This is a genomic window from Jutongia hominis (genome assembly GCF_014384965.1).
Taxonomy (GTDB): domain Bacteria; phylum Bacillota; class Clostridia; order Lachnospirales; family Lachnospiraceae; genus Butyribacter; species Butyribacter hominis.
This window is the reverse complement of record NZ_JACRSW010000001.1, coordinates 122,430-135,457: the sequence shown is the minus strand read 5'-3', so window position 1 is coordinate 135,457 and position 13,028 is coordinate 122,430. Positions and strand designations below refer to the sequence as shown.

Annotated in this window: 9 protein-coding genes; 8 read left to right on the top strand and 1 reads right to left on the bottom strand. The window is 39.8% G+C overall.

The genetic code is table 11. The annotated features are described in order from the left end of the window. Positions 1 to 137: 137 nt before the first annotated feature. Positions 138 to 1,628, bottom strand: a complete 1,491-nt coding sequence (locus H8700_RS00585) for an L-fucose/L-arabinose isomerase family protein (RefSeq protein ID WP_249302188.1) — start codon at positions 1,626 to 1,628, stop codon at positions 138 to 140. A gap of 520 nt (positions 1,629 to 2,148) precedes the next feature. On the opposite strand from H8700_RS00585, the gene H8700_RS00580 reads away from it, so the two are divergent. The 8 genes from H8700_RS00580 to H8700_RS00545 all read left to right on the top strand — a co-directional run bounded on the left by H8700_RS00580 (position 2,149) and on the right by H8700_RS00545 (position 12,983). Beyond that, positions 2,149 to 3,096 carry an AAA family ATPase gene (locus tag H8700_RS00580; RefSeq protein WP_249302187.1) on the top strand — a complete coding sequence of 316 codons (948 nt, stop codon included), beginning with the start codon at positions 2,149 to 2,151 and terminating at the stop codon, positions 3,094 to 3,096. Between the two features lie 197 nt (positions 3,097 to 3,293). After that, positions 3,294 to 4,487, top strand: coding sequence for a DUF58 domain-containing protein (locus H8700_RS00575; protein WP_249302184.1), 1,194 nt, complete (start codon positions 3,294 to 3,296; stop codon positions 4,485 to 4,487). Positions 4,488 to 4,511: 24 nt separating this feature from the next. Next, complete coding sequence (locus H8700_RS00570) at positions 4,512 to 7,070, top strand: transglutaminase-like domain-containing protein (protein ID WP_249302182.1); 2,559 nt, start codon at positions 4,512 to 4,514, stop codon at positions 7,068 to 7,070. A gap of 219 nt (positions 7,071 to 7,289) precedes the next feature. Continuing rightward, positions 7,290 to 9,533 carry a glycogen/starch/alpha-glucan phosphorylase gene (locus H8700_RS00565; RefSeq protein WP_249302180.1) on the top strand — a complete coding sequence of 748 codons (2,244 nt, stop codon included), beginning with the start codon at positions 7,290 to 7,292 and terminating at the stop codon, positions 9,531 to 9,533. A gap of 142 nt (positions 9,534 to 9,675) precedes the next feature. Next, positions 9,676 to 9,879, top strand: a complete 204-nt coding sequence (locus tag H8700_RS00560; protein ID WP_249302179.1) for a hypothetical protein — start codon at positions 9,676 to 9,678, stop codon at positions 9,877 to 9,879. Positions 9,880 to 9,903: 24 nt separating this feature from the next. Beyond that, positions 9,904 to 10,977: a 6-phosphofructokinase gene (locus tag H8700_RS00555; RefSeq protein ID WP_249302178.1), complete on the top strand. Its 1,074-nt coding sequence runs from the start codon at positions 9,904 to 9,906 to the stop codon at positions 10,975 to 10,977. 11 nt (positions 10,978 to 10,988) lie between these two features. Next, the gene (gene dnaX, locus H8700_RS00550; protein WP_249302177.1) at positions 10,989 to 12,554 is read left to right on the top strand and encodes a DNA polymerase III subunit gamma/tau; all 1,566 of its coding nucleotides are present in this window, start codon (positions 10,989 to 10,991) and stop codon (positions 12,552 to 12,554) included. 87 nt (positions 12,555 to 12,641) lie between these two features. Continuing rightward, a complete protein-coding gene (locus H8700_RS00545; RefSeq protein WP_022142250.1) occupies positions 12,642 to 12,983 on the top strand; it encodes a YbaB/EbfC family nucleoid-associated protein in 342 nt (113 codons plus the stop codon). Positions 12,984 to 13,028: the final 45 nt, after the last annotated feature.

Genomic DNA, 13,028 nt, shown 5'->3' with positions numbered 1-13,028 from the left:
CTTGTTGCCTGAAGATTGAAAAGTTTGTGCCGGATGCGCTTAGCAAACAAACTCTATTCGTTACGTTGTGTCTTACAACGGAAAAGAGACAATGGCGTTGAAGCCATCGCCTCCTTCTCAAAGTGTTTCATTTGAAATTACTGGAATGGATTCTCTGTTTTGTAGAGCATTCCCTTTGGCTGGTTAAAGCCGATCTCATCTACATCAACACCGATGTATTTGAATACTTCGTATAATGTCTTTCCGTAATGACCAAATGCAACAGCACCGTGATGAGGATAGTTGCCCTCGATCAATACATGACGATAGAAACGTCCCATTTCAGGAATAGCGAAGATACCGATAGCACCGAAAGAACGTGTAGCAACAGGAAGAACTTCACCCTGTGCGATGTAACCGCGAAGCTTAGCATCTGCTGTACTCTGAAGACGGAAGAATGTAATATCACCAGGAATGATATCTCCCTCTAAAGTACCATTTGTAACTTCGATAGGAAGAGAACGAGCCATGATCTTCTGGTATTTCATTTCACAGAATGAAAGCTTGTCAGAAGCGGTATTTCCACAATGGAATCCCATGAAAGTATCTTTCTGTGTATAATCGAATTTACCTTTGATATCCTCGTTATAGATATCAGCAGGTACTGTGTTGTTGATATCAAGAAGAGTAACAGCATCTTCACTTGCAACAGTACCGATAAACTCACTTAATGTACCATAGATATCTACTTCACAAGATACCGGAATGCCTCTCTTTGTCAGACGGCTGTTTACATAGCAAGGTACGAAACCAAACTGTGTCTGGAATGCAGGCCAGCATTTTCCTGTTAATGTAACATATTTTCTGTAACCCTTATGTGCTTCTACCCAGTCAAGCAGAGTAAGTTCATACTGAGCAAGCTTTTCAAGGATTTCAGGTTTCTTGTTACCTGCACCAAGTTCTGCTTCCATATCTTTTACAACGTCAGGGATACGTTCGTCACCTGCATGGTTGTTGAAAGATTCAAAAAGATCCAGCTCAGAGTTCTCTTCAATCTCAACACCAAGATTGTAAAGCTGCTTGATCGGAGCATTACAAGCAAGGAAGTTCTGAGGACGTGGTCCAAAGCTGATAATCTTTAAGTTGTTTAATGCATAGACAACGCGTGCGATCGGCACGAATTCGTGGATCATGTCAGCACATTCTTCAGCAGTTCCTACAGGATACTCAGGAATGTAAGCGTGAACATTACGAAGCTTTAAGTTGTAGCTTGCATTCAGCATACCACAGTAAGCATCACCACGATTGTCGATCAGACCGCCGTTTAAGCCATCTTCTTCAGAAGCAGCAATGAACATCTTAGGTCCGTCAAAATGTTTTGCAAGAAGAGTTTCGGAAATTTCAGGACCGAAGTTTCCAAGATATACACAGAGTGCATTACATCCGGCTTTCTTGATGTCTTCAAGAGCCTGTATCATGTGGATCTCGCTTTCCACAATACAAACAGGACATTCGTAAATGTCAGCGGCATCATATTTGTCTGTATAAGCTTTTACTAAATTTTTTCTACGGTTTACAGAAAGTGATTCTGGGAAACAGTCTCTACTTACTGCAACAATACCGATTTTGATCTTTGGCATGTTTTCCATGATTTTGACCATCCTTTCTTCATTTAAAATAAGGTATTTATTTTGGTACTTGTCCGGCAAAATATAAGCGGGTAAAAAGCCGGAACGCTTCCAATTATTTTTTTGTGCATCGTCATGATATCGTAGCTTTCTGAATAAAAAACTATTTTATCTTATGATTCATGCAACATATACATTTTATTATATTTAGGGTGAATTTGCAATAAAAATGAGTTGAAATAATTATCTTTTTTGTGGAAAATTATTAGCTTTTCCTAAAATAAGATCAGATCGAACCGACAGGACGCAGATGATCTGTTTTGCTCCCTTTGAAAAGCCAATGAAATAGGGGGGACAGGGGGAAGGAGATCTTTAGTTGGAATTGTAAGAAAATTGTAAGGAAGTTGAAACAGAATTGAAATATGGATCGTTATAATAGATAGAGAGCCATGAATTTGGTTCTCTATCTTTGTGTTTTGAGAAAAGATTCGGTATACTGATGAAAAACGTAAAAAGAAAGATATCGTAAATGGAGGAGCGTATGGATAAATATTATGAGGAAGCAGAGGCTGTGATCGCACAGGTAAAAAGAGTAGTGATTGGAAAGGATGCATGCATTCAGAAAGCAATGGCAGCGATTCTTGCCGGTGGGCATATTCTGATCGAAGACATTCCGGGGGTCGGTAAGACAACCCTTGCAAGAGCCTTTTCGAATGCAATGGATTTAGAAAGCAGAAGAATTCAATTTACACCGGATGTCATGCCATCGGATCTGGTCGGTTTTTCGATGTATCAGAAAAAGGAAGATCAATTCATCTATCAGCCCGGAGCTGTTATGTGTAATCTTTTCTTAGGAGATGAGATCAACCGTACATCGCCAAAGACACAGTCGGCATTGCTCGAAGTTATGGAAGAAGGAAGTGCAACGGTAGATGGTGTTACAAGAAAAGTTCCAAGACCGTTTGTTGTAATGGCAACGCAGAATCCGGTCGGCAGTGTAGGAACACAGAAGTTACCGGAGTCACAGTTAGACCGTTTTATGATCTGCATGACAATGGGATATCCCGAACTGGAAGATGAAATAGCGATTGCAAAAGGTAAAAGTTTAGGGGTTGATGTGGAGTTGATCGAGCCGGTCATTTCAGCAGCAGAACTTATTGTTTTACAGGAAAAAACAGCAGATGTCTTTGTAGAGGACAGTATGTATCGTTATATTTGCAATCTTGTACAGGCAAGCAGACAGAATGGCTATATTGCGCTGGGATTAAGCCCGCGTGCAACGCTTGCGATCGTGACTATGGCGAAAGCGATTGCATTTTTACATCGCAGAGATTATGTTGTGCCGGAAGATGTTGCTGAAATCTTTTTGGATGTGTCTGCACATCGTATTTTATTAAATGCAAAGGCAAGAGCCGGACATATGAGTGCCGCTGATGTGCTAAAAGAGTTATTACAAAAAGAAAAGAAACCGGTGATCCGAAAGAAATAGATCAAAACGGATGCAAAGAAACCGGTATCTGAAAAAATAGATCCAAGCAGATGCAAAGAAACCGGTATCTGAAAAAATAGATTCAAGCAGATGCAGAGAAACCGGTGATCCGAAAGAAATAGATCAAAGCAGATGCAGAGAAACCGGTGATCCGAAAGAAATAGATCAAAGCGGATGTAAAGAAAGTGGGGAAATAAATGAAAAGAGGGATTGTTTACGGGATAACAACTGCCATCACCTTTTATATGGCGCTGTTATTTGAAAGCCGAAGCCTTCTGATGATCGGTATTTTGGAAGTATTTATCATTATTTTTGCTCTTCTGTATTATTTGAGACTGGCATGCAGACTTAGGATCGAGGCAGATGCAGAGAGTATGGTCAATGCCATACAGGATGGCTATACGATTCGGTTTACGGTACAAAACAAAAGCCGCTTACCGATCAATAAAATGCGTATCAAAGTCATCGAAGAAAATGTCTATGCACATCAAAAACAAAAAGCCATGGTGACTTTGCCTGTGACTGCCGGAATTATGAAAAAAGACGGACAAAAAGAAATCATACAGGTACAGACAAAATGGTATCCAAAGGATGCCGGCTTGTACCATATCAAAGTAAAACGTGTTTTTGTATCTGACTGGTTTGGCTTGTTGGAATTTCCGCTCTTTCGGAAAAATGCCAAAGATGTTGTAGAAGTTTTGATACTTCCAAAGAAACAGCCGATCGTTTTTGAATTTAACGAAGAAAGTCAGACAGAAGCACAGCAGGCAGACTCTTTATATCAGTTGTCTGAAGATGGTGACGGAGACTGGGAATACCGCAGTTACCAAAACGGAGATAAAATGCATCATATTCATTGGAAATTATCCGCCAAAGCAGAAGAATGGATGGTGCGCTGTCAAAAAGCAGAAAGAAAAACGGAACTTCCTTTCATTATAGAAATGCTGCCAAAAGAAAAGAAACAAAAAAGAGAAAGCAAAAAACAACAAAAAAAGAACCGGGAAGCGTTATTTACACTGCTTTATTCAAGTATGCTAGGTCTTTTGGAAGCGGGATACCGGCATAAAGTGATCTGGTATGATCATCAAAAAGAGCAGCTTTGTGAATTTGCAGTTGATACACCGTCTAAAGCGATGTTGTTGCTAAGCTCTTTAGAAGGACTTTGGAGCAAAAAGAAAATGGTTTCTGCCAAAGAGCAATTGGAATTAGAAAGCAGGCAGCCGGTTGGAGAGAACAGACTGATCCTTTCGTCTGATCTTACATTAACAAACAGTCAGGGAATGGCAGTAACCTTTGATGCAAATAAGCTGATCGTTCCCAAAAAGAAATGCAGACAAAAGAAAGCAGAGCAGGAAACAGAAAGAACAAAAGAGCAGATCCTGTATCTGTAGTATATAGCAAAGGTGGGAGAAAACATGAAAAAAAGAAAATGGCTGCTGCCGTGGATATGTGTCGCTTGTTTGATAACAGGAATCTTTTTGAGTTTTTATGATACCTATTTTTATACCAATAAAGGGCAGCTTGATTCCCTTGCCATCTGTTTTTCAAAAAAAGATCAGATACAGGCAATATGTATTCTTTGCATTCTGGCTGCCGTATTTGTCTATGGAATCTATACATTGCGGGGAAAATATGCATGGAGTGCAGGTATCGTTCTGACAGTGGCAGGCGTTTTCATCGTTTTTACAAAACGCAAGGCAGTTGTATACGGTATTCGATTTGTAAGTTATCTGTATAAAAACAGAATGGCAGCTTATATGCATACGGTAAAACCTTCGATACAGATCTGGAAAACGATCCGACAGGATGTTTTCTGGTTCGAAATGCTGATCGGTTTTCTTTTGCTGTTATATGCAGCAATCTTTGTGCTTTGTATGCACAGCAAAGGCTATTTGTTATTGTTTGATGTTGCTGCATTGAGTCTGGGCATGATTTTTGGTAAGACGCCCGGTGTTGTTTCGGTTGTTTGGCTTGTGCTTGGCAGTGTTGGGTTATTTGTCTGGATGAGCCGTGAAGAGAGAGGGGTTAAAGGCGTAAAGAAAGTTACATTTTGGCAAAAAGAATATAGCGATAAGAGTATTTTTGTGATCACTGCTTTGATAGGAATGGTTCTTTTATCGGTCTCTTATTTTTATGCAGTGCGTTTTGAAAAGCATTATTTTAAAGATGCACAGGAAGCTAGAGACCAGAATGAGACTATGGTGCAAAACATGGCAAATACCGGGAAAAATTTGGTGCAGACGCTTTTTCATCCCACAATAGTAGACAACACAGGAGATTTATCCAATCAGGAGCCAAAATATACGGAACGGACTGTTTTAAAAGTAAATCTGCCAAGGATACCCGATCAGCCGGTATATCTTAGAGGGTTTACCGGAGACACTTATACAAATGGGAAATGGAAAGCAGGTTCTTATCGGGAAGTAGAAAAGAAAGCAGCATCACATTTTCAGGGATTTGAGAATATTGATGATGATACGATGTTAGAAGGAATCTGGGATATGGGCTTTCAGATTGCAAAAAGTTTTGACGGTATGTATCAAAATGATATGGACGATAATGGTTCTATAACAGACGAAAGGAATGCATTATTGATCGTTCATTCTATGCACATAGAATATGTCGGCGGCGGAGCATTAAGTAAATATGCCTATCTGCCTTACTTTTCTTCGGCAACAGGTGCGTCATCCGATGAAGATAATGGCAATTGGAGCGAAAAAAGAGAACATTATCTGAATGCAAAAGGAGATAATCACTGCGTCAAAGAAAATAACCGGCTTCAGGTCGGTTGTCTGCTTTTGACAGAGAATGAAGAAAAGCTTCTCTATCAGACCGTAAAAACGTTAAAAGGTGATAAAGATGCGTTATTGCCATTTACTTATACTGCGGAGTTTTATGATGTCTATCAAAAACTTGCAAAGCAATATTATACACAAATGCCCAAAGGGCGCCTACAATCTTTTTATCAGATCGCAAAGCAGGCGGGTGATCTGAAAAGCACATGGAGCAAAGCAGAATTTGTAAAGAAATATCTTAGAAATAATGCTTCTTATAGCATGAATCTGGATCCTGTGCCAAAAGGAGCGGATTATGCCGAGTATTTTCTTCTGGTGCAAAAAAAAGGCTATTGTGAACATTTTGCAACAGCCGGAACGCTTCTTTTGCGGGCTTGTGGTGTGCCGGCAAGATATGTAACGGGATACCGGGTTGATCCGGAAGATTTTAAGATCGATCCGGATGGCGGTTATACAGCAGAAGTTAAAGATTCCGATGCCCATGCATGGAGTGAAGTATATATCAAAAACATGGGCTGGGTATGCAAAGACATGACACCGGCAGCAAATGCAGCCAATAACCTCGCTTCTGTTAAAACGTTAAAGAAGAATGCATCTTCTTTAAAGAAAAACAATACAAAGGTGAATAACACAAAGGAAGAAAAAAAACAGACGATACAGCCGACTGCAACAACCGTTCCGACTGCATCGGCAGCAAAAGATCAAAGCACAGTAAAAGCAGGTACCAAAGAACATTTGTGGCAGGCTGTTTTGATATGCATAGTAGTCTGGATCGTGATCCTGCTTTGTATGATGATCCTTGTGATCCGTCTGCGTCAGATGGTTTATCAAAGAAGTATGATGAGAGAAATAGATCTTCGAAAGAAAGAACAAAAAAGATTGCAAAGTACCTATCGTTTCGTTCGGATGGCAGGAATCCGTGAAAAGAAGAACAGTACAGATAGCGAGTGGATACAGGAAGTAGCACAAAAAATGCCATCTAAGGAAATGGAAGAAGTAGTACAAAAGCTTGCAAAACAGATAGAAGGACTTGCTTTTTCTGCAAAGGTTCCAACGCAGGAGGACTGGGGATTATGGGACAGACAGTTACAATGGATCGAGAAGAAAATTTATCAGGAAGTATCTGTATTTAGAAAGATTCTTTTGAAAATATTTGGTTTGTATTCTGTTCAAGAGTAAATAAAGGCATGGATAAAGAATGGGACAGCAGACAGAGGCTCCCTTCTTTGAATGTTTGTAAAATATAATGATAAAAAAGGAATTATGAGTGGAGAAAAGGGAAAAATTAATTGCTGAAAAACTCTTTCAAATATGATATGATTAAATTTAACAGTAAAAAAGACAGATGCGATGGATGTGTATGATAGGACGCATCGCAATGTGGAAGAGAGGGAGAGTATGTACGAGAACGAAATTGCACAGATTACAGCAAAAAATTCGAATGAGGAGATTTATTCCGGTCTGTTAGAACTGGCAGGAAAGATCACACAGCAGAAAGGGCGTATTGAAGGAAAGAAGAAGTTATATTATATTTCTGCCGAATTCCTGATCGGTAAATTATTATCGAATAATCTGATCAATCTTGGAATTTACGATCAGGTGGCAGAAAGTTTGAAAGCACATGGAAAATCCATGGCTGAGATTGAAGAGATCGAGAACGAACCATCACTTGGAAATGGCGGACTGGGACGTTTGGCAGCCTGCTTTTTGGATTCGATCGCAACGCTGGGACTTCCGGGAGATGGTATTGGTCTGAACTATCATCTTGGACTTTTTAAGCAGGAATTTGAGAAAAATCTTCAAAAAGAAGTTCCGAATCCATGGATGACACAAAAAAGCTGGCTTCGCAGAACAGATGTAAGCTATCCGGTGATTTTAGGAGATAAGAAAGTACAGTCTGTTATGTATGAGATAGACGTAACAGGTTATGATAACAAATGCAATACATTAAAGCTTTTTGATCTGGATACTGTTGATGAATCAATTGTACAGGATGGCGGTATTCAGTTTGATAAAGAAAACATTTCTAAGAATTTAACGTTGTTCTTGTATCCTGATGACAGTGACTATCAGGGACAATTACTTCGGATCTACCAGCAGTATTTTATGGTCAGCAATGCGGCTCAGCTTATTATTGATGAAGCACAGGCAAAAGGAAGCAACTTGTATGACCTTCCAGATTACGCCGTGATCCAGATCAATGATACACATCCAACCATGGTTATTCCTGAGATGATCCGTCAGCTTGTGTTACATAATATCGAGATGGATGATGCAATCGAGATTGTTTCAAAGATGTGTGCATATACAAACCATACGATCTTAGCAGAAGCCTTAGAGACATGGCCTTTGTGGTTCTTGGATCGTGTTGTACCGCAGCTTGTGCCGATCATTAAGATGTTAGATGTCAAGGTAAAAGAAAAATATCAGGATGAACGCGTTGCGATCATTGATAAAGATCAAAGAGTACATATGGCACATATTGACATCCATTATGGTTTTAGTGTCAATGGTGTTGCAGCATTGCATACGAAGATCCTGGAAGAAAGCGAATTAAAGCCATTTAAAGATATTTATCCAAATAAGTTTAATAATAAAACAAATGGTATCACATTCCGCCGCTGGCTGTTACATTGTGACCACGAACTGGCAGCGTTTATTACCGAAAAGATCGGTGACGGTTATAAAAAAGATGCCGCGGAATTGGAAAAATTGCTGACGGCTGCGGACAATGCAGCAGATCTTGAAAAAATTCTTGCAATCAAGAAGATAAAGAAGCAGCAATTAAAGAGTTATTTAGAGCAAAAAGAGGGTGTTACGATCGATGAAGATTCCATTCTGGATGTTCAGGTCAAACGTTTGCATGAATATAAGAGACAGCAGATGAATGCATTGTATATTATTTATAAATATATGCAGATCAAAGCAGGTCATAAGCCAAAGAGACCGATCACAATGATCTTTGGTGCAAAGGCAGCTCCGGCATATACGATCGCAAAAGATATCATTCATCTGATCTTATGCCTGTCTGAAGTGATCCGTAAAGATCCGGAAGTCAGTCCATATCTGAAAGTTGTTATGTTAGAGAATTATAATGTAACATATGCGGAAAAAGTAATCCCGGCAGCAGATGTTTCCGAACAGATCTCATTAGCATCGAAAGAAGCCAGCGGTACCGGTAACATGAAGTTTATGTTAAACGGTGCGATCACACTCGGTACGGAAGACGGAGCCAATGTAGAGATCCACGAATTTGTCGGTGATGATAATATTTATATCTTCGGAGAATCCAGCAACGAGGTCATTGAACATTATAAAAATGCGGATTATGTAGCAGAAAAGATTTATGACCGGGATCCGGAAATTGCAAAATTAGTTGACTTTATCATCAGCAAAGAGTTATTTGCGGTAGGTAATAAAAAGAGCCTGATCCGTTTGTATATGGAAATCGTTACAAAAGACTGGTTTATGACACTTTTGGATATCAAAGATTATATCCGTGTCAAAGAACAGCTCTTTGAAGATTACGAAGACCGCAATGCATGGGCAAAGAAGATGTTAGTCAATATCAGCAAGGCCGGCTTCTTCTCATCAGACAGAACGATCGAGCAGTACAATGAAGATATCTGGAAATTAAAATAGAGCATCAATAAGAAGAACATCATAGAATAGCAGGAACTTTTATCAAGAAAGTGTCCGGCAGAAAAAGTAGGATAGCGGATAGGATCAGATTACATAACCTCCTGTTCGCTATTCCTTTCTACTTAGAACAGGAGGTGTTTCTTTGGAAAATAAGCTTTTGTGGATGGGAATAGCGGTCTTTCTTTTTGTTGTTGTCAGCCTGTTTGGATCGTTTCTTTTACAGCGTATAGCAAATAAAAAATGGGGTTATACTCCAAAGAGAGACAAAGAATTAGAAGAGCAAAAATATTTGCGCAATACCGGGCGGTATGGTAAAATCGGAACTAAGAGACACAGGAGCAGATGAAGTACACAGAAAGGCAGGTTTCAAGTGAAAAGAATAGGATTTTTAACAAGTGGCGGAGATTGTCAGAGCTTAAATGCAACGATGCGTGGTGTCGCTAAGACATTATATCAGCAGTATCCTGATGTTGAGATTTATGGAATTTTAGAAGGTTATAAAGGATTGATTTATGGAAATTACAGATTACTTGAGCCAAAGGATTTTTCGGGAATCCTGACACAAGGCGGCACAATTATAGGAACGTCAAGACAGCCTTTTAAATTAATGAGAACACCGGATGAAAACGGACTCGATAAAGTAGAAGCGATGAAATCTAACTATAAAAAATGGAAACTTGACTGTCTTGTTATTTTGGGAGGAAACGGAACCCATAAGACAGCCAATCTGTTAAGAGAAGAAGGATGCAATGTTGTTACATTGCCAAAGACGATTGATAATGATATCTGGGGAACCGATATAACATTTGGTTTCCAAAGTGCAGTTAATATTGCAACAAATGCAATTGACTGTATTCATACGACGGCAGCCTCTCATGGACGCGTATTTATTGTGGAAGTAATGGGACATAAAGTAGGATGGCTGACATTACATGCGGGAATTGCAGGAGGAGCAGATATCATTTTACTGCCGGAGATTCCTTATGATATTGATTCTGTTGTTGAGGCACTTAATAAACGTACCGAGCAGGGCAAGAGATTTTCAATCCTTGCTGTAGCAGAAGGTGCTATCTCAAAGGAAGATGCTGCATTGACCAAGAAAGAATTAAAAGCCAAGAGAAAGAAAAATCCGTTCCCATCTATTTCATATCAGGTAGGAAAAGAGATTGAAGAAAGAACCGGTCAGGAAGTCCGTATTACGGTACCCGGACATACACAGCGTGGTGGAGAACCATGTCCTTATGATCGTGTGATCTCAAGCCGTCTCGGTGCGGCAGCAGCACGTCTGATCATTGAGAAAAAATATGGTTACATGGTAGGTTTCCGTGATGGAGAGATCGTACCGGTGCCATTAGAAGAAGTTGCAGGTAAATTAAAGATGGTAGATCCGGAATCTACTATTATAAAAGAAGCTAAAGGATTAGGAATCTGCTTTGGCGATTAGGAGGTTAGAACATGTCATATACGGCATTATATCGAAAATTCCGACCAAGTGAGTTTGATGAAGTAAAAGGGCAGGATCATATTGTAACAACGCTCCGTAATCAGATTCAGACAGAACGTATAGGACATGCTTATCTGTTTTGTGGAACCAGAGGAACCGGCAAGACAACAATTGCAAAGATCTTAGCAAAAGCAGTCAACTGTGAGCATCCGGTCAATGGAAATCCATGTAACGAATGTGCAACCTGTCAGAAGATCAATAAGCAGACTTCGATGAATGTTGTAGAGATAGATGCGGCATCAAACAATGGTGTCGCTAATATCCGTGATATCATAGAAGAAGTCCAATATTCTCCTGCAGAAGGAAAATACAAAGTCTATATCATTGACGAGGTTCATATGCTTTCTACAGGGGCTTTTAATGCGTTACTGAAAACATTAGAAGAACCTCCTTCTTATGTGATCTTTATTTTAGCGACAACAGAACCACATAAGATTCCGATCACGATCCATTCACGTTGCCAGAGATATGATTTTCACCGGATTACGATCGATACGATCGCAGCAAGACTACAGGAACTTGCTATGCGTGAAAAAGTACAGGCAGAAGAAAAGGCATTGCGTTATATTGCAAAGGTGGCAGATGGCTCCATGCGTGACGCATTGAGTCTGCTTGATCAGTGTATCGCTTTTTATCTCGGGCAGGAACTTACATATGAGAAAGCCTTAGAAGTGCTTGGAGCAGTGGATACGATTGTTTACAGCCGTATGTTTGATTATATTACAGAACAAAATGTAAAAGGCTGTATCGGATTGATTGAAGAAATGATGCTTGCCGGACGGGATTTAAACCAGTTTGTCAGTGAGCTGATCTGGTATCTTCGAGGTTTGATGTTAATGGATGCTTCCGGCAATGGCAGTGATCTTTTGGATGTATCAAAGGAGCAGCTTTCTAAAATGCAAGAGGAAGCAAAAAGGGTTGACGTAGAGACATTGATACGCTATATTCGTATATTGTCAGATCTTGCAAACCAGATGCGGTACTCGACACAAAAAAGAGTATTGGTAGAAGTAACGATCATTCAGCTTTGTATGCCTCAAATGGATGCAAAGCAGGATCTTTCAACCTTAGAACAGAGAATGCAGATCCTTGAAAAGAAGATCGAAGAGGGTATCGTGGTAGAAAAGCAGGTTGTCCAGACGGAGTCTCAAAAGGAAAATGATGTAAAGGAACCGGTCAGGCCGCTTCCGAAAGCGCTTCCTGAAGATGTAGAAGAAGTTTTAAAGAACTGGAATAAGATATGCAATGCATATGATAATCCGGGCAAAAGCATGTTGGCAAATGCAAAACATCTGTTATCGGATCAGGGAGCTTTGGTGTTACAATTTACCGATCGTCTGAATGAAGAATTTTTTGAACAAAATGATGGTCAGGAGTTAGAACGATTAAAGACGGTCATTCAGAATATGGTGGGAAAAGAAATGGAAATAGAAGTGCGTACCGTATCAGAACAGGTAGACAGCCAGTTTCAGGATATCGGAAAGCTGATCAATTATGACAATATTGAGATTCAGTAAAAAGAAAGTGACAAAATGCATTTTGCATGAAGCGAGGTTTTATAGCAGAACATGATATAAAAAACAAAAAGAATGGAGGATATTATCATGGCAAAAAGAGGTGGATTTCCGGGAGGAGCAATGCCCGGTAACATGAATAATCTGATGAAGCAGGCACAGAGAATGCAGCGCCAGATGGAAGAAAAGACAAAAGAAATGGAAGAAAAAGAATGGGAAGCAACCGCAGGCGGTGGAGCAGTTACGGTCCGTGTATCCGGCAAGAAAGAAGTGCTTTCCGTAAAATTAAGTGAAGAAGTAGTAGATCCTGATGATATTGAAATGTTAGAAGACCTGATCGTGGCTGCTACAAATGAAGCTCTTCGTAAGATGGAAGAAGAAAATGCAGCAATGATGAACCAGCTGACAGGTGGTCTTGGTGGAATGTTTTAATCATTATCTTTGACAAAAGATCAAAGATGAACTTGAAATGAGGAA

Bases quoted from the DNA above. Each gene is read 5' to 3' on its own strand.
- H8700_RS00585 (WP_249302188.1), bottom strand. From the start codon at position 1,628: ATGGAAAACATGCCAAAGATCAAAATCGGTATTGTTGCAGTAAGTAGA.
- H8700_RS00580 (WP_249302187.1), top strand. From the start codon at position 2,149: ATGGATAAATATTATGAGGAAGCAGAGGCTGTGATCGCACAGGTAAAA.
- H8700_RS00575 (WP_249302184.1), top strand. From the start codon at position 3,294: ATGAAAAGAGGGATTGTTTACGGGATAACAACTGCCATCACCTTTTAT.
- H8700_RS00570 (WP_249302182.1), top strand. From the start codon at position 4,512: ATGAAAAAAAGAAAATGGCTGCTGCCGTGGATATGTGTCGCTTGTTTG.
- H8700_RS00565 (WP_249302180.1), top strand. From the start codon at position 7,290: ATGTACGAGAACGAAATTGCACAGATTACAGCAAAAAATTCGAATGAG.
- dnaX (WP_249302177.1), top strand. From the start codon at position 10,989: ATGTCATATACGGCATTATATCGAAAATTCCGACCAAGTGAGTTTGAT.
- H8700_RS00545 (WP_022142250.1), top strand. From the start codon at position 12,642: ATGGCAAAAAGAGGTGGATTTCCGGGAGGAGCAATGCCCGGTAACATG.